Genomic DNA, 19,267 nt, shown 5'->3' with positions numbered 1-19,267 from the left:
TTCTTCATTAGAAATGCTTCTGGTGAAGACAAGCGACAGGGTGCTCACCGCGCGTACCCGGACCGAGGAGATGCGATGAACAGGCGTGAGATCCTTCGGCGCAGCGCCGCCGCCGGTCTGCTGGCCACCCCCGCCGCCGGGCTGCTCGCCGGCTGCGCCACGTCGGGTGGGGGCGACGAGGGCGACAAGGACGCGTACAAGGGCACCAAGAGCGAGCAGAACCCGCTCGGCGTGGCCGAGGACGCCCCGCTGGAAGTGGTGATCTTCAACGGCGGCTTCGGGGAGGACTACGCCAAGGCCCACGAGGCCATGTACAAGGAGCGGTACCCGAAGGCGGCGATCAAGCACTCGGCCACCGCGGAGATCAGCAAGACGCTCCAGCCGCGCTTCGTCGACGGCAGCCCGCCGGACGTGGTGAACAACTCCGGCGCCGGCCAGATCGACTTCAACGGCCTGGTCTCGCAGGACGCGATCGCCGACCTGGGCGAGCTGCTCGCCGCGCCCAGCCTCGACACGCCTGGCAAGACGGTCAAGGACACGCTGCTGCCCGGCACCGTCGAGGTCGGCTCCTACGACGGCCGGTTCCTGGTGCTCAACTACACCTACACGGTGTACGGCATCTGGCACTCCACCAAGCTGTTCGCCGACCGCGGCTGGGAGGACGCCAAGACCTGGGACGACCACATCGCGCTCTGCCGCCGGATCAAGGCCGCGGGCATCGCACCCTGGACGTACGCCGGTGTGCACCCCCGCTACATGAGCTGGCCGCTGATCTCCACCGCGATCAAGCTCGGCGGCCCCTCGGTCGCGCTGGCGATCGACAACCTGGAGCCGAACGCCTGGAAGTCGGACGCGATGAAGACCGCCGCCGACGCCTGGCACCAGATCGTCAAGGACAAGTTCATCCTCGACGGCTCCCCGGGCCTGGACCACAAGCAGTCGCAGACCGCCTGGTGCCAGGGCAAGGCCGCGTTCATCTCCTGCGGCTCCTGGCTGGAGAGCGAGCAGAAGGACGTCACGCCGGCCGGCTTCAACATGACCGTCGCGCCGACGCCGAGCCTGGGCAGCGGCGACAAGCTGCCGTACGAGGCGATCCGCGGCACCGCGGGCGAGCCGTTCATGGTGCCGGCCAAGGCGCGCAACGTCGCCGGCGGCCTGGAGTACTTCCGGACCATGCTGTCCCGCAAGGGCGCCCAGGACTTCACCCGGAAGGTCGCCAGCCTGCCCGTGGTCGCCGGCGCCACCGAGGGCATCGACCTGCCGTACGGGCTCAGCACCGTGGTCAAGGCGCTCGACGCGTCCGGCTCCAACGGCTTCAACTGGGTCTACAACAACTACTACCGAAAGCTGGAGCGCAACCTGGTCGACGCGGCCTGCGGCGAGTTCTTCAGCGGCCGGATCGGCCCGGCCGAGTTCCTCGACCAGTGCCAGAAGGGCGCCGACTCGATCGCCGGAGACAGCTCGGTCAAGAAGTACAAGCGGTCCGCGTGATGCGACAGGGCCGCCTCCCCCTGATCCTCACGTTCCTGCTGCCCCCACTGGCGTTGTACGGCATCTTCGTGCTCTCGCCGTACCTCCAGGCTTTTCAGATCTCCACCACCGACTGGATGGGCTACTCCGCGCAGGCCGACCCGGTCGGCATGGCGAACTTCCGCACGCTGCTGCACGACGGGTACGTGTGGAACGCGTTGAAGAACAACGCGATCCTGCTCGCCGTGGTGCCGGTGGTGACGATCGGGCTGGGCCTGTTCTTCGCCAGCATGCTCACCATGGGCGGTCGCAAGGGCCGGGCCGGTGTGACCGGGGTGCGCGGCACCTCGGTCTACCGGCTCGTCTACTTCTTCCCCCAGGTGCTCTCGGTGGTGATCATCGCGCTGCTCTGGAAGGAGATCTACAGCCCGACCAGTGGCCTGCTCAACGGCGCCCTGCGCGCCGTCGGGCTGGCCACCCCGGCCTGGCTCGGCGACCCGCGCTTCGCGTTCTGGTGCGTGCTGGCGGTGATGGTGTGGAGCAACGTCGGCTTCTACGTCGTGCTCTTCGGCGCCGCCATGCAGGCGATCCCGCGCGACATCTACGAGGCGGTGCTGCTCGACGGCGCGTCCCGCACGACGATGTTGCGGAAGATCACCATTCCGCTGCTCTGGGACACCATCCAGGTCGCGTGGATCTACCTCGCCATCGCGGCGCTGGACGGCTTCATCCTGGTGCAGCTCATGACCAACGGCGGGCCGAACTTCTCCTCCGACGTGATCGGCCTGCGGATGTACGACACGTCGTTCGGCAGCGAGAACAAGTTCGGGTACGCCTCGGCGATCGGCGTGGCGATGTTCTTCCTGACCCTCTCGGTGGCGGTGCTGGCGCTGCGTACCGCCCGGCGCGATCGGATCGAGTACTCGTGACCACAGTGGATCCCACCGCGACGACCGCCGGCACCGCCCTCCCGGTCGACGGCGCGCAACCGGGCGACCGGCCGCCGCGCCGTGAGCTGGGCGTGGCGAACGTCTTCTCGCACGGCTTCCTGCTGCTCTGGGCGGCCATGACGGTGCTGCCGCTGGCCTGGATGGTGCTCAGCTCGCTCAAGACCAACGGTGAGATCGTCGCCGAGCCGTGGGGGTTGCCGGAGGCGCTGCGGTTCGACAACTGGACACGCGCCTGGACCACCGCGCACATCGGCCGGTTCTTCTTCAACAGCATCGTCGTGGTGGCCGGCTCGCTGAGCCTGACCATGCTGCTCGGCGCCACCGCCGCGTACGTCTTCGCGCGCTACGAGTTCCGCGGCCGGCAGGTGGTCTACTACCTGTTCGTCGGCGGCATGATGTTCCCGGTCTTCCTGGCCCTGGTGCCGCTGTTCTTCGTGGTCCGCAGCGTCGGCCTGCTCGGCACCTGGCCCGGCCTGATCCTGGTCTACACCGCCTACTCGCTGCCGTTCACCGTGTTCTTCCTGACCGCGTTCTTCCGGACGCTGCCGACGTCGATCGCGGAGGCCGCGCTGATCGACGGCTGCGGGCACTTCCGGCTGTTCTTCCGGGTGATGCTGCCGATGGCGCGACCGGGACTGATCAGTGTCGGGATCTTCAACTTCCTCAGCCACTGGAACCAGTTCCTGCTGCCCCAGGTGCTTCTGCCGGGCGACGGGCAGGACCGGATGCTCGCCCAGGGCCTGAGTTCGCTCGCGGTGAGCCAGGGCTACGCCGGTGACTACGCCCAGTTGTTCGCCGGCCTGACCATCGCGGTGCTGCCGGTGCTCGTGGTGTACGTGGCGTTCCAGCGTCAGGTTCAGTCCGGACTGACCGCCGGGCAGCTCAAGTGAGGTCGTTGCCACAGGTGACGGGGCAGTGGAGACGTTCGAGCTGACCTAGGGTGAGCCGGCACGCTCATCTATCGACAGGAATCTCATGTTCTTCCTTCTCTACACACTGTTGCTGATGCTCGGCGGCATCGCGATGGTCGTCGTCGGCGCGGTCGTCAAGGAACAGGGCAAGGGCTCCCGGATCCTCAACGTGGTCATCGGCCTGGCCTTCTTCGGGTACGGCTTCTACCTGCTGTTCCTGTTCGACGGCGACAGCTACCGGATCTTCTTCTACGTCTTCGTGCTGCCGATCCTGCTGATCGTGCGTGCGGTGAAGGCCCGCAAGGAGGCCCGCGAGCAGGCGGCGTCACAGCAGTTCGCCGGCGGACCGCAGTTCGCGGGCGGCCAGCAGTACGGGGGCGGCCAGCAGTACCCGGGCGGGCCGTCGTTCCCGGGTGGTCAGCAGTACCCGGGCGGGCAGCAGCAGTTCGCGGGTGGGCAGCAGCAGCACGGCATGTACCCGGGGGCGGGGCACGGCCAGCCCGGCCAGGGGTTCCCGCCCGCTCCGGGGCAGCACGCCCCGGGTCAGCCCGCACCGTACGGCGCCGCGCCGCAGGGTCACCCGGGCCAGCCCGTCCCGCAGGGCTGGCACCCGAATCAGCAGGCACCTCAGGGTGGCGCGCCCCAGGGTCACCCGGGTCAGCCCACGCAGTACGGCCCCCCGCCGCAGGCCCACCCGGGCCAGGCTGCGCCGCAGGGCTGGCACCAGGCTCAGCCGGGTTCGCAAGACCGATACTGATCAGCCAGGGTGCCGGCTCACGCCGACAACTGCCGGAGGCGGCGAGTGGAACGTCATGGGTGTCAAACGGGCGTTTTGACACCCATGACGTTCCACCCAACGGCCGAGCCGCGCGGCGGGGCGGGCAGCGCGGCGGGCGGGCAGCGCGGCGGGGCGGGGCGGGTAGGTCAGGCAGGTGGGGGCACCAGGCGGGTGTGCAGTGCGGCCGGGTCGGTCACCTCGGGCAGGTCGCAGGCGGCGAGCCACGCCGCGGCGGCCGCACCGTCCCCGGCGGCGTGCAGCGGCGCGTCCGGCCAGCGGCCTGCCAGTTCCGCGCGTACCGCGCCGGCCAGCGGGGTGTCGCCGGTGAGCAGCCCGCCGCCGAGCACCACCGGAACGGCCGCACCCGGCGGGCGGATCCGGGAGACGCTCTCCGCCAGCAGCGCCGCGGCCCCGGCGATCAGCGCGACGGCCGTCGGCTGCCCGTCGTGGGCCGACGACACGACGAGCGGCGCGAGCCGGGCCAGTTCCACCGGCGGCCGCCGCGTCACCGCCTGCACCACGGCTCCGGAGGTCGCCCGCGGCTGATCGTCCACCTCGGTGGTGCCGGTCAGCTCCGCCAGCACCTGGCGTCCCAGGTCGTCGGGGGCTTCCGCGCGGTCCAGATCGGCCAGTAGCCGGCGGACCGCCTCGCGGCCGAGCCAGAACCCGGATCCGGCGTCGCCGAGCAGCCAGCCGTGACCGTCGGCGGTGCGGTCCAGCCGCAGGTCGCGTACCTGGGCGGCGATCGCGCCGGTGCCGGCGACGAGCACGGTGCCGTCCGGGGCGGCGGTGCCGGAGGCGTAGGCCACTAGGGCGTCGCCGTGCACGGCGTACGGGCACCGTAGCCCCGCCTCGGCCCAGGCCCGGTCGAACGCGTCGCGGCCGTGCGGGTCGGCCAGGAGGCGGCCGGCCCCGGCGAGGCCGATGACGCCGGCGCGTACCCGAAGGGGGTCGATGTCGGCGAGCGCCGCGCGCAGGGCGGCGAGCAGCTCGGCGGCGGCCCGTTCGGCGCCGTGGCTGGTGGGGTTGCCGCCGCCGGCACGGCCGGTGCCCAGGCGTGTGCCGTCGAGGCTCAGCGCGGCCGCGCGGGTGGACGTACCTCCGACGTCGAGGCCGACCACGACGGTGTCCGACATGGTCTTCATGCTGGTCGGCCGCGTCGCCGGGCGCAAGATCGCGCCGGTGCGCCAGGTAACAGTTTGAAAACTTCACCCACGCCCTTGACACGGAGGGGCCTTCAGTAAGAACTTTTACCACTAACAGTTAACACTCTTTTCCGAAAGGCTTCCGCCGATGGTCGAGCACGAGGTGGAGACTTCCGCGGCGACCGCGGTGGTCGATGCCGGTCCGGCCGACCGGCTGGGCGCCGACGGCGTGCTGGCCAGGGTCCGGGCCGGCACGGGGGAGCTGACCGGGGCGCTGCGCCGGGTCGCCGAGCACGTGCTCAGCGACCCGGAGGCGGCGGCCCGGGCCACCATCGTCGAGCTGGCCGAGCGCAGCGGCACCTCGCCGGCGACCATCACCCGGTTCTGCCGGGCGATGGGCTTCGAGGGCTACGCCGACCTGCGGCTCGGCATCGCCGCCGAGACCGGGCGGGCGCGCTCGGCGGGCTGGACCGTCGACATCGGACGCGAGATCCAGCCCGGCGACCCGCTGTCCCGGGTGCTCGACCAGATCATGGCCGCCGACACGCGGGCGATGCACGACACCGCCGCGCTGCTCGACCTGGCCGAGGTGGAACGCGCGGCGGTCGCCATCGCCGGGGCCAGCCGGGTGAACATCTTCGGCGCCAGCGGCAGCGCGCTCGTCGGCGAGGAGATGCAGTTCAGCCTGCACCGCATCGGCGTCGCCGCGTGGGCCTGGAGCGACGTGCACGAAGGGCTGGCCAGCGCCGCGCTGCTGGGCGCCGGTGACGTCGCCCTCGGCATCTCGCACACCGGGCAGACCCGGGAGACGATCGAGCTGCTCGCCGAGGCCGGCAGCCGCGGTGCCACCACCGTCGCGCTCACCGGCTTCCCCCGCTCGCCGCTCGCCGAACTGGCCGACATCGTGCTGGTCACCGCCAGCCAGGCCACCACGTTCCGGCCGGACGCGCTCTCCGCCCGGCACCCGCAACTCGTCGTGCTCGACCTGCTCTACATCGCGGTGGCGCAGCGCACCCACGACCGCGCCCACGCGGCCTTCCGGCGTACCGCCCAGGCCGTCGACGGGCACAAGGCCGCGAAGGGGTCCCCATCATGATCAGTGCCCAGCGGTACGCCGACGCGGTCCGCCCGGTGCTCGACCGGCTGGTGGACAGCCAGGCCGTGGCGGTGGACCGGGCAGCCGACCTGATCGCCTCCGGGCTGCGCTCCGGTGGCGTGCTCCAGGCGTTCGGCGCCGGCCACTCGGAGGCGTTCGCCGCCGAACTGGTCGCCCGGGCCGGCGGCCTGGTCCCCGCCAACCGGCTCTCCCTGCACGACCTCGTGCTGCACGGCGACGCGCCCCGCGACGTGCTCGCCGACCCGAAACTGGAACGCGACCCGGCCGTGGCGCACCAGCTCTACGCGCTGGCGGCGCCGCAGCCGGAGGACGTGTTCGTGGTCGCCTCGCAGTCCGGCATCAACGGCTCGGTGGTCGAGCTGGCGACGCTCGTCAAGCGTGGCGGCCATCCGCTGATCGCTGTCACCTCGGTCGAGCACACCGCCCGGGTAGCTCCTCGGCACCCCTCCGGGCACCGGCTCGCCGACCTCGCCGACGTCGTGCTGGACAACGGCGCGCCGTACGGCGACGCACTGCTGCCGCTCGAGGGCGGCGGCGCGGTCTGTGCGGTCTCCTCGGTCACCGCGGCGCTGCTGGCGCAGCTGCTGACCGCCGAGGTCGTACGACGGTTCCACCAGGCCGGAGAGGTACCCCCTGTCTACCTCTCCGCCAACGTCCCCGGTGGGGACGAGCACAACCTCGCCCTCGAGTCGCGGTACGCCGGGCGTCTCCGGCGGACCGCCTGACCCGACCCACAAGGAGAGACAAGATGTCGGTTACCCCCGAGAAGTTCGGCGACGTCAGCCGTCGGACCCTGCTGCGGCGCGCCGCCGCGGCCGGTCTGCTGGCCGTACCGGCGGCGGGTCTGCTGAGCGCGTGCGCCGGCAGCGAGCCGAGCAAGTCCGACGGCGGCGGCGCGGCCAAGAGCAAGGACAACCCGTTCGGCGTCAAGGACGGCAGCGCGGTCAAGGTGGTCGTCTTCAACGGTGGCCTGGGCGACCAGTGGGCCAAGGAAGACAAGGTCATCTTCAACGCCAAGCACCCGAACATCACGGTCAACATGTCTTCGACCCAGAAGATCAAGACCGAAGAGCAGCCCAAGATGGCGACGCAGCCGAGCGACCTGGTGATGAACTCGGGCGCCGACATGATGGACCGCAGCACGCTGATCAACGAGGGCGCGATCGAGCCGCTGGACGACCTGCTCACCGCGCCGGCCTGGGACAGCGAGGGGACGGTGGCCGACAGCCTGCTGCCGGGCACCGTCGCCGACGGTACGCAGAACGGCAAGTTCTACGTCGTGAACGTGGCGTACACGGTGTGGGGCAACTGGTACAACGCGGCACTGTTCAAGAAGGAGGGCTGGACGGCGCCGACCACCTGGGACGAGTTCTTCGCGCTCGCGCCGAAGATCAAGGCCAAGGGCATGGCGCCGTACGTGCACGACGCGGTGCACGGCTACTACCCGCGCTGGGCGCTGTTCGCCAGCATCTGGAAGGCGGTCGGCAAGCAGGCCGTCGTCGACATCGACAACCTGAAGGACGGCGCCTGGAAGGCCGACGGCATCGTCGCGGCGCTGGAGCCGTGGGAGAAGCTGGTCAAGGACAAGCTGCTGCTGCCGGGCAAGCTCGACCACACCCAGTCGCAGCAGGCGTTCCTGGACGGCAAGGCGGCCTTCATCCAGGTCGGCACCTGGCTGAAGAACGAGATGGCCGCGACCATCCCGCCGGGCTTCGAGATGACCATCTCCGACTACTGGAGCAAGAGCGGCGACAAGGCCGCCAAGGACGTCTTCGCCTCCTCCGGCGAGGGCTTCGTGGTGCCCAGCAAGGCCCCGAACAAGGAGGCCGCGAAGGAGTTCCTGCGGGCCATCCTGTCCAAGGCCGGCTCGGCGAAGTTCGCCGAGCTGACCAAGTCGCTGGCCTCCACCAAGGGCTCCGGCGACAACGTCCAGGACACCGCGCTGGCGTCGGCGAACTCGCTGATGAAGAACGGCAGCTCGGACCTGATCTCGGTGAAGTTCCCGGACTTCTACGCCGACCTGGACAAGGAGAGCCAGAACCTCTCCGAGGAGCTGATGGCCGGCCGCCTGACCGCGCAGCAGTTCGTCGACAAGATGCAGGCGGCCGCCGACAAGGTCGCCAAGGACTCGTCGATCAAGAAGCAGACCCGCACCGCCTGATCACCGCGAGGAAGTGAGTCCAATGCGGCACGGAGTCGCGCGTTTCGTCACGGGCTTCCTGGCCCTGCCCGTCGCGCTGTACCTGTTCTACGTGGTGTGGCCGTTCGCCCAGGCGGCGGGATACTCGCTGACCGACTGGGGCGGGTACTCCGATTCCCAGCGCTTCGTCGGGCTGGACAACTACGTCCGGCTGTTCTCCGACGAGCTGATCCGGAAGGCGTTCTGGCACAACGTGTTCTTCCTGGTCACCGTGCCGCTGTTCACGATCGCGCTGGCCCTGTTCCTCGCGTTCCTGCTCAACGTGGGCGGACGCGAGGACAGGGCCGGCATCCGCGGGGTGTTCGGCTCCGGGATCTACAAGGTCATCTTTTTCTTCCCGCAGGTGCTGTCGCTGGTGGTCATCGCCGTCATGTGGCAGCAGATCTACCGCACCGACGGGCAGGGCCTGATCAACGGCCTGCTCATCAAGATCGGGCTGGTCGACGCGGACAACCCGATCGCCTTCACCGCCGACCCGGAGCCGTTCCTCGGCGTGCCGGCGGTGCTCTGGTGGCTGCTGTTCATCGCGGTGTGGAGCGGCGCCGGCTTCTACATGGTGCTGTTCTCCGCCGCGATGCAGTCCATCCCGAAGGACATCTACGAGGCCGCGATCCTCGACGGCGCGGGCCGGTTCCACACGTTCTTCAAGGTGACGCTGCCGCTGCTGCGGGACAGCATCTCGGTCGCCTGGGTCTATCTGGGCTTCATCGCGCTGGACATGTACGCGCTGGTGTTCGTCATGACGCCGAGCCAGGGCGGGCCGAACCACGCCAGCGAGATCTTCGCCTCGGTGATCCAGTTCAACGCGTTCCAGAAGGGCCAGTTCGGTTACGCCTGCGCGATCGCCGTCGCGCTGGCCATCTTCACCATCCTGCTGGCCGCGCTCCAGCTGAGGATCACCCGCCGTGAGCGGATCGAGTACTGAGGAGGTCTGGACGATGAGCACTGTGACCCACACCTCCGGCCCGGCCCGGTCCGACACGGCACCGCCTGCCCGGCCGCCGGCGGACCGGCGGAACGTCGGCAACGGCTTCGGCGGCCGGATCTTCAACGGCTTCTCCCACCTGTTCCTCGCGGTCTGGGCGATCATGGTGGTCTACCCGCTGCTGTGGGTGGTGATGTCGGCGCTCAAGACCGACTCGGAGGTGATCCGCGAACCGCTGTCGCTGATCCCCGACGCGTTGCAGTGGGACAACTTCGCCCGCGCCTGGACCGCCGGGATCGACAGCTTCTTCCTCAACACGCTGCTCGTGCTGGTGTTCAGCGTGACGCTGACGATGCTGCTCGGCTCGATGGCCGCGTACGCCCTGGCGCGCTACGAGTTCCGCGGCAACCGGCTGATCTACTGGATGTTCCTGTCCGGGCTGACGCTGCCGATCTACCTGGCCGCGGTGCCGCTGTTCAAGGGCGTCTACAACACCGGCGTCAGCCTCCCGTTGCTCGGCCCGAACAAGCACCTCATGCTGATCCTGGTCTACGTGGCGTGGTCGCTGTCGTTCACGATCTTCTTCATGCACTCGTTCTTCCGGACGCTGCCCGACTCGATCGCCGAGGCGGCCCAGGTCGACGGGGCGTCGCACACCCGCACGTTCTTCAGCGTGATGCTCCCGATGGCCAAGCCGGGCCTGATCAGCATCGGCATCTTCAACGTGCTCGGCCAGTGGAACCAGTGGTACCTGCCGACGCTGCTCATGCAGTCGGTCTCCGGCGAGCCGAAGAACCAGGTGATCGCCCAGGGGCTGATCGAGCTGTCGGTCAACCAGGGCTACAAGTCGGACTGGTCCGGACTGTTCGCCGGGGTGACCATGGCGATGCTTCCGGTGCTGATCGTGTACATCGTCTTCCAGCGCCAGGTGCAGTCCGGCCTCACCGCCGGCGTCGGCAAGTAACCCTCCGGGAGGTAAGGAAGGGCCCCTTCTTAACGCTCAGCGTTAACAAGGGGCCCTTCCTCTACCGCAGGCGTTAAGAGGGGGCCCTTCCTTCCCCGCGGAGCGTGTCGGGGGGAGGGGGCAGAATCACGTCCGTGCTGGTGGCGGTGGAGGCGGACGAGCGGGGCGGCGGCGTGCTGCAACCGCTGCACGCCGACGGCACCCCGTCCGGCCCGCCCGAGGAGGCGGCCGACCTGGCCACCGCCGTCGCCGCCCGGGAGGCCGCCGGCCACCCCCGCTGGCTGTGGGCCGCCTGGGCCGGCGTCTACCCGGCGCTGCTGCGCGCCGGGGTGCGGCTCGACCGCTGCCACGACGTCGAGCTGACCGAGGCGCTGCTGCTCGGGCACGCCGGCCGGTGGGGCGAGCCCCGCGCGCTACCGGCCGCCTGGGCCCGGGTCACCGGCGCGCCGGTCCCGCCGGACCCGGCGCCCCGCCCGCCCGAGCCGCCGGGCCACGCCCAGGCCGCGTTGTTCGAGCCGCCGTCCGGCCCGCCCGGTCCGGGCATCACGGCGTTGACCCGGGTGTACGCCGACCAGCTCGCCCGGATCGCCACGACCACCCACCCCGGCCGGTTCCGGCTGCTGGTGGCCGCCGAGTCGGCGGGCGCGCTGGTGGCGGCCGAGATGGGCGCGGCCGGGCTGCCGTGGCGCGCCGACGTGCACGACGCGATCCTGGCCGGCCTGCTCGGCGAGCCGTCCCCGGTCGGCGGGCCGCCGCGCCGGCTGGCCGAGTTGCAGGCCCGGATCGCTGACGCGTTCGGCGTACGCCAGGTGCACGCCGACTCGCCCGCGGAGCTGTTGCGGGCGTTCGCCCGCGCGGGCGTGGACCTGCCGAACACGCGCGCCTGGGTGCTGCGCGGGGTGGAGCATCCGGCGGCGCCGCTGGTCCTGGAGTACAAGGAGCTGTACCGGATCTGGACGGCGCACGGCTGGGCCTGGCGCGACGCCTGGGTGTCCGGCGGCCGGTTCCACCCGGAGTACGTGCCGGGCGGCGTGGTCTCCGGCCGCTGGGCGACCCGGGGCGGCGGGGCGTTGCAGATTCCGAAGGTGATCCGGCGGGCGGTGGTGGCGGACCCGGGCTGGACGTTCGTGGTCGCCGACGCGGGCCAGCTCGAACCGCGCGTGCTGGCGGCGGTCTCCGGCGACGAGCGGCTCGCCGCGGCGGGCGGTGCCGGTGACCTGTACGCCGCGCTGGCCCGGGACGCGTTCGCCGGTGACCGGGCGAAGGCCAAGGTGGCCCTGCTCGGGGCGATGTACGGGCAGACCGGCGGGGCGGCCGTGCCGGCCCTGGCGGTGCTGCGGAAGAACTATCCGACCGCGTTCGGCTACGTGGAGGCGGCGGCCCGCACCGGTGAGGCGGGCGGGCTGGTCCGGTCGTGGCTGGGGCGCACCTGTCCGCCCGGGTCGGCGGGGTTCGCCGAGGGGGAGGAGGCGATGCCGGACGGCGGGGCCGATCCGCACAGCCCGTCGGCGCGGGCGGCCCGTTCACGTGGGCGTTTCACCCGCAACTTCGTCATCCAGGCCACCGCCGCCGAGTGGGCCTCCACGCTGCTGGCGACGCTGCGTACCGAGCTGGCCGGCACGGAGGCGGAGCTGGTCTTCTTCCAGCACGACGAGGTGATGGTGCACTGCCCGGCCGGGCAGGCGGCGGCGGTCGCCGAGGCGGTCACCGCCGCCGGGGCGCGGGCCACAGGGCTGCTGTTCGGCGACACCCCGGTCCGGTTCCCGCTGGACCTGTCGTCAGTGGACTGCTACGCGGACGCGGCATAGTCACGCAAATTTCCGTTTTGCCCCGCTACCCGGCCCTGGCCGTGCTCGTTGGGCCCGGTGTGCGTACGACGGGACGGACCGGGCGGCTGTGCCCGGTCCGTCCCCTGATCGAGGGGGCACCGCTGAACCGGATCGCTGCAATGATCATCGCCGCCGGTGGCGGCCGCCGCATCGGCGGACCCGAAGCGCTGCTGCACCAGGGCGAGAAGCCGCTGGTCAGCCAGATGATCGACACGATGGCCGAGGCGGGCTGCGCGCAGGTCGTGGTCGTCCTGGGCGCGGCGGCCGAGCAGGTGCGGCAGACCACCGACCTGACCGGCGCCACAGTGGTGGTCAACCGCGCGTGGGGCACCGGGGTGGGCTCCTCGATCCGGGCCGGGCTCGCCGCGCTCACCGACGACGACATCGAGGCGGTGGTCGTGGTGCCGGTGGACATGCCCGGGCTCACCGCGACGGCGGTACGCCGGGTGACCGCCCTGCCGTATCCGGACGTGCTGGTCTGCGCCACCTACGACGGACTGCGCGGCTACCCGATGCTGTTCGGCCGCCGGCACTGGTCCGGCATCGCCACGCTGGCCAGCGCCGACGTGGGGGCGCGGCCGTACCTGCTGGCGCACAAGGACCAGATCGTCGACATCGCCTGCGACTCGGTGGCCGACGGCAGCCGGATCGACAGCCCGGAGCTGATGGCGCTCTACGGCCTGTCCATCCCCGAGCAACGCGTCGGCGCCTGAGGCGCGCCGCTTGTCGGACCCGGGTGCCAGGATCGGACCGTGGCCTACGACGAGGACCTGGCGAACCGCGTACGCGAACGCCTCGGGGGTGAGCCCGGCATCACCGAGCGGCGCATGTTCGGCGGCCTGGCGCTGATGCTGCGCGGCAACATGGCGGTGGTCGTGCGCGGCGCGGGCGGCCTGATGGTCCGGGTCGACCCGGCCGAGGCCGAACGCGCCCTGGGCGAGCCCGGCGCCGAGGCGACAGTCATGCGGGGCCGGGAGATGCGCGGCTGGGTCACCGTGTCGCCGGCCGCCTGCGAGCGCGACGCCGACCTGGCCCGCTGGGTCGACCGGGGCGTCCGCTTCACGCGCGGCCTCCCGGCGAAGTAGCCCGCCCGGATATCCGGGTGCGCGACCCGGCCGCCCGTCCTACGCTGCGGCCAGTCGGCAGCGGGGGATCGGAGACGACGGATGGCGGTTCACCTCTACGCGGTCAGCCTCGACGCGGGCGACACGCGGCGGCTCGCGCGGTTCTGGTCCGGCGTGCTGGGCCGGGAGATCGTCGAGCACCCGCGCGAGGGCGTGGCACTGGGCGGCGACGCACACAGCGACGTCCGCATCCGGTTCCTGCCCAGCGAGGCGCCCAAGACGGTGCAGAACCGGATCCACTTCGACCTGACCAGCGCGTCGCCGCGGGCCCAGCAGGACACCGTCGACCGGGCGCTGGCACTGGGCGGCCGGCACATCGACATCGGCCAGGGCCCGGACGACGACCAGGTGGTGCTCGCCGACCCCGAGGGCAACGAGTTCTGCGTCATCGGCGCGGGCAACACCTTCCTCGCCGGCTGCGGCCCGCTCGGCGCGATCAACTGCGACGGCACCCGGGCGGCCGGCCTCTTCTGGAGCGAGGCGCTGGGCTGGCCGCTGGTCTGGGACCAGGACGAGGAGACCGCGATCCAGTCGCCGCGCGGAGGCGCGAAGGTCACCTGGAGCGGCCCGCCGCTGATGGACCGCGGCGGGCGGGACCGCGTACACCTGGATCTGGTCGCGGACGGTGACCGGGACGCGGAGGTCGACCGGCTGCTGGCGCTCGGCGCGACCCGGGTCGGCACGGGCCGCCACACCGCCGGCGACGTGGTGCTGGCCGACCCGGACGGCACCGAGTTCTGCCTCCTGACGGCCCGGTGACGCGGGTACGGCCCCAGGGACCGCACCCGCGTCCTCCGATCAGCGCAGCCGCAGGCTCGGCTCCAGCGTGACCTCGAACAGCCGGTCCCACGGCAGCTCGACCCGCACCGCGGTGACCCGGTCCAGCGTCGCGGTGAACGTCTTGCGTCCGCGTACCCCGAGCACCAGCTCGTGCCCGGCGAAGTGGTCGGCGAAGTACCGCTCGGTCAGCGGCACCAGCCGGTCGCGTACCCAGCCGTCGAAGTAGCGCTTCTGCTCGGCGGTCAGCGCCAGCGGGTCCCAGCCCTGCGCGCGGGCGTGCGCGTACGCCTCGACCTGCACCACGTTCTTCCACGGGTCGTCCTTGACGAACCGGTAGAGCAGGTACTCGGCGTGCGCCTGGGCCGGCCCGCGCAGCTCCGGCACGCCGAAGCCGCTGCCGGACGAACGCAGGTACGCCCACCGCGCGGTGCCGTGCGCGAGCGCCAGCCCGAGCGCGTTGCCGCCGGTGTTCCACCCCGAGTACGACAGCAGCGCCGGCAGGTCCAGGCGGGCCTCCATCCGGGACACCAGGTCGTGGTCGCCCTTGTTGACGATCAGCGGGTCCACCACGATCACCGGGGTGCCGGCGGCCAGCAGCTCACCGATGCGGCCGACGAACGCGTCCAGGTCGGCGGTCCGCTGCCCGGCCGTGGCCGAGGGGGTGTTCACCGCGAGGACGATGTCCGCGTCGCCGGTCACCACCCGGCCGCCCACCGAGGTGACGTGCCGGCGGATGTTCTCCGCGAACGGGATGCCCTCCAGCGCGGCGGTCCAGCCCTCCCCGGACACCCCGGCGTACTCCACCCGGTAGGTGGGCGCGGCGCCGGCGGCGACGACCCGCGCGACGAGCAGCGCGTTGACCTCGTCGGCGCCGGGGAAGATCTCCACCCGGTCGCCGACGCCGAGCCGCGCCACCAGCGCCTCCAGCTCGACCCGCTCGGCGCGGGCCAGGCCGACCGGCGCGGTGTCGTCCTCGGAGAGCACCAGGTGGCTGATCGTCCCGTCCGCGACCCACTCCACCATCAGCCGGTTGACCTGGTGGTTGCGTGCCCGCGCGGCCAGGTAGTCCTCGACCACGGCGTCCGGGATGCGCGCCCGCACGGCGTCGAGCTGGCCCCGCAGCGACTCCTGGCCCAGATTGACCACCTGGTCGTACAGCTTGGCCCACTGGACCAGCAGGTCACGGTAGTTGTCCAGATCGGTGCCGGTGCTGGTGATCGCGAGCCGCTGGATCGTGTCGTGCACCTCGATCACCGCGTCGGACCGGCGTGCGCGCAGCCGCCGGATCGCCTCCAGGTTGCGCAACGCGTCGGCCAGGGCCGGTGCGGCGGTACGCGAGGCGATCAGGCCCCCGTACGCCAGCATGCTCACCGAGATCACGTACCCGTCGACGCCGTCGACGCCGTCGAGCCAGCGGGCGATGCCGGCACCGTCACCGGGGGTGAAGAAGCGGCCCAGCAGGTTCCGCGGCGGCAACAGCACCTCGGCGTCGGCGCTCGCACCGGTCATCTCCGCGCAGTACGTGTTGACCGGCCGGTCGTCCAGCGGCACCAGCGCCACGCTCGGTCGCCGGCCGGCGGGCCGGGCGAAGGCGGGGCCGCCGAGGGCGACGGTGGCCAGGCCGGCCGCGCCGGTGGCCGCAAGAAGGGTTCTTCTCTTCATCGATGCTCCCTTTTCTCCGGCGCGCTCGCCGCCCGGGGGGTGGCCGGAACCAGCCGGCGGGTGATCCACAGCGGTGAGGTGACGGCGTTGCCCGTCACCACCGCGTGGGCGCCCGCCTCGAAGGCCCGGCTGATCTGCTCCGTGGTCCGGTAGCGCCCCTCGGCGATCACCGGTACGGGCAGCAGCGCGGCGAGTCGCGCCACGAGCCCGAGGTCGGGCCCGTCGATCGGGGGGCCGGCCGGCGTGTAGCCGGACAGCGTGGTGGCGACCGCGTCCGCGCCGGCCTCGACGGCGGCGACGCCTTCGGCCACAGTGGCGACATCGGCCAGGACCAGCGCGTCGCTCTGCTCGTGCACGGCGCGGACGGTGTCGGCGAAGGTCCGGCCGTCGGGCCGGGGACGGTCGGTGGCGTCCACCGCCACGACGTGCGACCCGGCCCGCGCCGCCTCCAGCGCGTGCCCGGCGGTCGGGGTGATGAAGACGCCTCCCGTGCCGTGCTTGTACAACCCGATCACCGGAACGTCGACGGCGGCGCGTACCGCCCGCACGTCGTCGGGGCCGTTGACCCGGACCGCCACCGCACCGCCACGGACCACGGCGGCCGCCACGCGGGCCTGGACGTACGGGTCGCGCATCGGGTCGCCGGGGTCGTCGGGCAGGGGCTGGCAGGACACGACCAGCCCGCCGGCCAGATCGTCCAGGACACTCACGTGCTTGTTCCTCCGTCGTGGTGGATCGGTGCGGTGGCGAACCGGGCGGCGCCGACCACCACCGCGTCGGCGCCCAGCGCCGCGGGAAGCAGCGGCACGTGTGCCCAGCCGCCGGGTAGCTCCGCCCGGTAGGCGGCCGTCGCGGCGGGGAGCACTGTGGCGGCGGCGCCGCCGGCGACCACCACCGCGTCCGGGTCGAGCAGGGCGACCAGCCCGGCCAGGGCCGCGCCGAGCGCGGCGCCGGCCCGGTCGACGACCTGCCGGGCGGCCGCGTCACCGGCCGCCGCGCGCCGCGCCACCTCCCGCCCGGTGACCGGGTCACCGCCGGTGAGCGCGTACGCGGCGGCGAGGCCGGTGCCGGAGGCGATCGCCTCCAGGTGCCCGTACCGGCCGCAGCCGCAGCGCAGCCGGTGCGCGCCCGGGACCGGCAGGTGCCCGAGCTGGCCGGCCGCGCCCCGGGCGCCGCTCACGACCTGCCCGGCGTTGACGATCGCGCCGCCCAGCCCGGTGCCGACGGCGGCCAGCAACACGTGCCCCCGGCCCCGTCCGGCGCCGGCCCAGCACTCGCCGAGCGCCGCCGCGGCGACGTCGTTGGTGACGCGCACCGACCGGCCCAGCCGCGCGGCCAGCTCGTCGGCGACCGGGGTGCCGGCCCATCCGGGCAGGCTGCCGGTCGCGTACCGGATGGCGCCGGTCGCCGGGTCGACGGTGCCCGCGGTGCCCACCCCGACCGGTTCGGGGCCGGCGGCGGCGAGCAGCTCCGCGGCAAGGCCGGCGGCGGTGTCGAGCACCGCGGCCGGCCCGCCGCGCGCGGGGGTGGTCGCCTCGCGGCGGTCGAGCACCCGCGCGCCGGGATCGACGAGGGCGGCGGCGGTCTTCGTGCCGCCGACGTCGATCCCGACGACCGGCGCGGTCATCCCTTCAGACCGGTGTGCGCGAGTCCTTCGACGAACTGCTTCTGCGCGATGACGAACACCGCCAGCACCGGCAGCGCGGTCATCGACGCCGCCGCGAGCTGGACATCCCACATCGGACCGCCGTACGCGTCGACGAACTGGGTGAGCGCCTGCGGCAGGGTGAACTTGTCCGGCGAGGAGAGGAACACAATCGGTTCCAGGTACAGGTTCCAGCTGTGCAGGAACGTGAAGATGGCCACCGCGCCGAGCGCGGGCCGGGACAGCGGAAGCGCGATCTTCCAGAACGTGGCGAAGCGTCCCAGCCCGTCGACCCGCGCCGCCTCCTCCAGTTCCCCGGGGAGGCTGATGAAGAACTGCCGCATGATGAACGTCGCCAGCACGCTCGGCGCCCCGAAGATCGGTACCAGGATCAGCGGCCAGTGGGTGTCGATGAGGTCGAGCTTGAAGAACATCTGGAACAGCGGCACGATCGTCACCTCGCTCGGGATGAGCAGGCCCGCGAGGACGACCAGGAACAGCACGTTCTGTCCCCGGAACCGGATCCGCGCGAACGCGTACCCGGCCAGCGACGCCACGGCCAGCGTGCCGACGGTGACCAGCAGCGCGATGTAGAGGCTGTTGAGGTACTGCTGCCCGAACGGCTGCAGCTCGAACACCCGCCGGTACGCGTCCAGCCGCGGATCGGTCGGCAGCAGCTGCGGCGGGAAGGAGAAGATGTCCGCCACCGGCTTCAGCGACGAGGTGACCATCCACCAGGTGGGGAACACGAACGGGACGGCCAGGACCATCAGCACCCCGTAGAGCACCAGCTTGGTCCGCCGGGACAGGTCACGATTCATGGAAGACCCACCTCTTGCGCATCTGCCACTGCAGCACTGTCAGCGCGAGCACGATGACGAACAGCAGGATCGACAGCGTGGCGCCGTAGCCGAAGTGATGGAACTGGAAGGCCTGCTGGTAGAGGTAGTAGACGAGCACCGTGGTCGAGGTGCCGGGCCCACCCTGGGTGAGCACCGCGATCTGCGCGAAGACCTGCAGGGAGCCGACCACCGTGATGATCGACGTGAGCATGATCGTCGGGCTGATCAGCGGCACGGTGATCCGCCAGAACTGGCGCAGCCGGCTCGCGCCGTCGACCTCGGCGGCCTCGTACAGCTCGGCCGGCACACCCTGCAGGGCGGCCAGGAACAGCACCATGTTCAGGCCGACGTTCTTGAACACCTGCACGACGATCACCGACAGCATCGCCGTGCCCTCGCCGCGCAGCCAGTTGGGGCCGTCGACGCCGATGGTGTCGAGCAGGCCGTTGATGCCGCCGTTGTCCTGCAGCAGGAAGCCCCAGACGATGGTCCACGCGACCAGCGAGACCACCACGGGGGAGAAGAACAGGGTGCGGAACACGATGGTCCCGCGCAGCCTCTGATTGAGCAGGACGGCCAGCAGCAACGCCAGGCCGAGGTTGAACACGACCAGGCCGACCGAGAACAGGCCGGTCGACCGCAGCACCGGGCCCAGGTTGGGGTCGTCGGCCAGCGCGGCGTAGTTGTCGGTGCCGATGTAGTCGAAGCTGCCGGCCAGCACGTTCCACTCGTGCAGGCTGTACCAGACCACGAGGACCAGCGGCAGGATCACGAAGACCACGCTGCCGAGCAGCTGCGGGGTGATGAACAGGTATCCGGTGAGCTGGTCCCGCCGGCGGGTGGTCCAGAACGGCCGGGCCCGGCCCGGGGCGGGCCCGGCAGCAGCCGGGCCCACCCTGGTGTCCGTCTGGGTCATGATCCTCGG

19 protein-coding genes are annotated in these 19,267 nt (G+C 71.8%); 13 read left to right on the top strand and 6 right to left on the bottom strand.

Annotated features, from left to right (window positions below; all coding sequences use genetic code 11):
- Window positions 1-75: 75 nt before the first annotated feature.
- From ngcE (ACQP26_RS20360) to ACQP26_RS20345, 4 genes are all read left to right on the top strand, one after another.
- On the top strand, window positions 76-1,491 hold the full coding sequence (ngcE, locus tag ACQP26_RS20360; protein WP_433493725.1) for an N-acetylglucosamine/diacetylchitobiose ABC transporter substrate-binding protein: 1,416 nt from the start codon (window positions 76-78) through the stop codon (window positions 1,489-1,491).
- Window positions 1,491-2,399 carry a carbohydrate ABC transporter permease gene (locus tag ACQP26_RS20355; RefSeq protein WP_013287344.1) on the top strand — a complete coding sequence of 303 codons (909 nt, stop codon included), beginning with the start codon at window positions 1,491-1,493 and terminating at the stop codon, window positions 2,397-2,399. Before ngcE (ACQP26_RS20360) ends, ACQP26_RS20355 begins: the two co-directional genes overlap by 1 nt.
- Window positions 2,396-3,310 carry a carbohydrate ABC transporter permease gene (locus ACQP26_RS20350; protein ID WP_269705153.1) on the top strand — a complete coding sequence of 305 codons (915 nt, stop codon included), beginning with the start codon at window positions 2,396-2,398 and terminating at the stop codon, window positions 3,308-3,310. The genes ACQP26_RS20355 and ACQP26_RS20350 overlap by 4 nt, the downstream gene beginning before the upstream one ends.
- Window positions 3,311-3,395: 85 nt before the next feature.
- A complete protein-coding gene (locus ACQP26_RS20345) occupies window positions 3,396-4,088 on the top strand; it encodes a hypothetical protein (protein WP_433493724.1) in 693 nt (230 codons plus the stop codon).
- A 167-nt stretch (window positions 4,089-4,255) separates the two neighbouring features.
- Here the strand turns inward: ACQP26_RS20345 and ACQP26_RS20340 are convergent, their stop codons facing one another.
- Window positions 4,256-5,245 (bottom strand): N-acetylglucosamine kinase, encoded by a 990-nt coding sequence (locus ACQP26_RS20340; RefSeq protein WP_433493723.1) that lies wholly within the window; start codon window positions 5,243-5,245, stop codon window positions 4,256-4,258.
- Between the two features lie 157 nt (window positions 5,246-5,402).
- Between ACQP26_RS20340 and ACQP26_RS20335 the strand changes: the two genes are divergently transcribed.
- The 9 genes from ACQP26_RS20335 to ACQP26_RS20295 all read left to right on the top strand — a co-directional run bounded on the left by ACQP26_RS20335 (window position 5,403) and on the right by ACQP26_RS20295 (window position 14,172).
- A complete protein-coding gene (locus ACQP26_RS20335; protein WP_269705156.1) occupies window positions 5,403-6,350 on the top strand; it encodes a MurR/RpiR family transcriptional regulator in 948 nt (315 codons plus the stop codon).
- Window positions 6,347-7,096 carry an SIS domain-containing protein gene (locus tag ACQP26_RS20330; protein ID WP_269705157.1) on the top strand — a complete coding sequence of 250 codons (750 nt, stop codon included), beginning with the start codon at window positions 6,347-6,349 and terminating at the stop codon, window positions 7,094-7,096. Before ACQP26_RS20335 ends, ACQP26_RS20330 begins: the two co-directional genes overlap by 4 nt.
- 23 nt (window positions 7,097-7,119) lie before the next feature.
- Window positions 7,120-8,532, top strand: a complete 1,413-nt coding sequence (gene ngcE / locus ACQP26_RS20325) for an N-acetylglucosamine/diacetylchitobiose ABC transporter substrate-binding protein (RefSeq protein ID WP_030500335.1) — start codon at window positions 7,120-7,122, stop codon at window positions 8,530-8,532.
- Between the two features lie 22 nt (window positions 8,533-8,554).
- On the top strand, window positions 8,555-9,496 hold the full coding sequence (locus ACQP26_RS20320; RefSeq protein ID WP_120569017.1) for a carbohydrate ABC transporter permease: 942 nt from the start codon (window positions 8,555-8,557) through the stop codon (window positions 9,494-9,496).
- A 13-nt stretch (window positions 9,497-9,509) separates the two neighbouring features.
- Window positions 9,510-10,460, top strand: coding sequence for a carbohydrate ABC transporter permease (locus ACQP26_RS20315; protein WP_433493722.1), 951 nt, complete (start codon window positions 9,510-9,512; stop codon window positions 10,458-10,460).
- 134 nt (window positions 10,461-10,594) lie between these two features.
- Window positions 10,595-12,268 (top strand): bifunctional 3'-5' exonuclease/DNA polymerase, encoded by a 1,674-nt coding sequence (locus ACQP26_RS20310; protein ID WP_433493721.1) that lies wholly within the window; start codon window positions 10,595-10,597, stop codon window positions 12,266-12,268.
- 140 nt (window positions 12,269-12,408) lie between these two features.
- Window positions 12,409-13,002 carry a nucleotidyltransferase family protein gene (locus ACQP26_RS20305; RefSeq protein WP_116507115.1) on the top strand — a complete coding sequence of 198 codons (594 nt, stop codon included), beginning with the start codon at window positions 12,409-12,411 and terminating at the stop codon, window positions 13,000-13,002.
- A 39-nt stretch (window positions 13,003-13,041) separates the two neighbouring features.
- Window positions 13,042-13,374 carry a TfoX/Sxy family protein gene (locus ACQP26_RS20300; protein WP_433493720.1) on the top strand — a complete coding sequence of 111 codons (333 nt, stop codon included), beginning with the start codon at window positions 13,042-13,044 and terminating at the stop codon, window positions 13,372-13,374.
- Between the two features lie 81 nt (window positions 13,375-13,455).
- A complete protein-coding gene (locus ACQP26_RS20295; protein ID WP_433493719.1) occupies window positions 13,456-14,172 on the top strand; it encodes a VOC family protein in 717 nt (238 codons plus the stop codon).
- A gap of 39 nt (window positions 14,173-14,211) precedes the next feature.
- Here the strand turns inward: ACQP26_RS20295 and ACQP26_RS20290 are convergent, their stop codons facing one another.
- The 5 genes from ACQP26_RS20290 to ACQP26_RS20270 are packed head-to-tail and all read right to left on the bottom strand — an operon-like array spanning window position 14,212 to window position 19,258.
- A complete protein-coding gene (locus ACQP26_RS20290) occupies window positions 14,212-15,855 on the bottom strand; it encodes a DUF4127 family protein (protein ID WP_433493718.1) in 1,644 nt (547 codons plus the stop codon).
- Window positions 15,852-16,565: an N-acetylmannosamine-6-phosphate 2-epimerase gene (locus ACQP26_RS20285; protein ID WP_433493717.1), complete on the bottom strand. Its 714-nt coding sequence runs from the start codon at window positions 16,563-16,565 to the stop codon at window positions 15,852-15,854. Before ACQP26_RS20285 ends, ACQP26_RS20290 begins: the two co-directional genes overlap by 4 nt.
- Window positions 16,562-17,482, bottom strand: coding sequence for an ROK family protein (locus tag ACQP26_RS20280; RefSeq protein ID WP_433493716.1), 921 nt, complete (start codon window positions 17,480-17,482; stop codon window positions 16,562-16,564). Before ACQP26_RS20280 ends, ACQP26_RS20285 begins: the two co-directional genes overlap by 4 nt.
- Entirely contained in the window at window positions 17,479-18,321 is an 843-nt protein-coding gene (locus ACQP26_RS20275) for a carbohydrate ABC transporter permease (protein ID WP_013475968.1), read from the bottom strand. The genes ACQP26_RS20280 and ACQP26_RS20275 overlap by 4 nt, the downstream gene beginning before the upstream one ends.
- Window positions 18,311-19,258, bottom strand: a complete 948-nt coding sequence (locus ACQP26_RS20270; RefSeq protein ID WP_269705165.1) for a carbohydrate ABC transporter permease — start codon at window positions 19,256-19,258, stop codon at window positions 18,311-18,313. Before ACQP26_RS20270 ends, ACQP26_RS20275 begins: the two co-directional genes overlap by 11 nt.
- Between the last annotated feature and the right edge of the window lie 9 nt (window positions 19,259-19,267).

Source organism: Micromonospora sp. CA-248089 (assembly GCF_050948515.1).
Lineage (GTDB): Bacteria > Actinomycetota > Actinomycetes > Mycobacteriales > Micromonosporaceae > Micromonospora.
Note: the sequence above shows the minus strand (reverse complement) of the source record. Positions and strands in the feature narration are given on the sequence as shown.

What these genes read in the sequence shown, in the direction of transcription:
- ACQP26_RS20295 (WP_433493719.1), top strand. Translation starts at nt 13,456, where the DNA reads ATGGCGGTTCACCTCTACGCGGTCAGCCTCGACGCGGGCGACACGCGG.
- ACQP26_RS20320 (WP_120569017.1), top strand. Translation starts at nt 8,555, where the DNA reads ATGCGGCACGGAGTCGCGCGTTTCGTCACGGGCTTCCTGGCCCTGCCC.
- ACQP26_RS20275 (WP_013475968.1), bottom strand. Translation starts at nt 18,321, where the DNA reads ATGAATCGTGACCTGTCCCGGCGGACCAAGCTGGTGCTCTACGGGGTG.
- ngcE (WP_433493725.1), top strand. Translation starts at nt 76, where the DNA reads ATGAACAGGCGTGAGATCCTTCGGCGCAGCGCCGCCGCCGGTCTGCTG.
- ngcE (WP_030500335.1), top strand. Translation starts at nt 7,120, where the DNA reads ATGTCGGTTACCCCCGAGAAGTTCGGCGACGTCAGCCGTCGGACCCTG.
- ACQP26_RS20340 (WP_433493723.1), bottom strand. Translation starts at nt 5,245, where the DNA reads ATGTCGGACACCGTCGTGGTCGGCCTCGACGTCGGAGGTACGTCCACC.
- ACQP26_RS20270 (WP_269705165.1), bottom strand. Translation starts at nt 19,258, where the DNA reads ATGACCCAGACGGACACCAGGGTGGGCCCGGCTGCTGCCGGGCCCGCC.
- ACQP26_RS20335 (WP_269705156.1), top strand. Translation starts at nt 5,403, where the DNA reads ATGGTCGAGCACGAGGTGGAGACTTCCGCGGCGACCGCGGTGGTCGAT.
- ACQP26_RS20330 (WP_269705157.1), top strand. Translation starts at nt 6,347, where the DNA reads ATGATCAGTGCCCAGCGGTACGCCGACGCGGTCCGCCCGGTGCTCGAC.
- ACQP26_RS20345 (WP_433493724.1), top strand. Translation starts at nt 3,396, where the DNA reads ATGTTCTTCCTTCTCTACACACTGTTGCTGATGCTCGGCGGCATCGCG.
- ACQP26_RS20355 (WP_013287344.1), top strand. Translation starts at nt 1,491, where the DNA reads ATGCGACAGGGCCGCCTCCCCCTGATCCTCACGTTCCTGCTGCCCCCA.
- ACQP26_RS20280 (WP_433493716.1), bottom strand. Translation starts at nt 17,482, where the DNA reads ATGACCGCGCCGGTCGTCGGGATCGACGTCGGCGGCACGAAGACCGCC.
- ACQP26_RS20305 (WP_116507115.1), top strand. Translation starts at nt 12,409, where the DNA reads ATGATCATCGCCGCCGGTGGCGGCCGCCGCATCGGCGGACCCGAAGCG.
- ACQP26_RS20315 (WP_433493722.1), top strand. Translation starts at nt 9,510, where the DNA reads ATGAGCACTGTGACCCACACCTCCGGCCCGGCCCGGTCCGACACGGCA.
- ACQP26_RS20290 (WP_433493718.1), bottom strand. Translation starts at nt 15,855, where the DNA reads ATGAAGAGAAGAACCCTTCTTGCGGCCACCGGCGCGGCCGGCCTGGCC.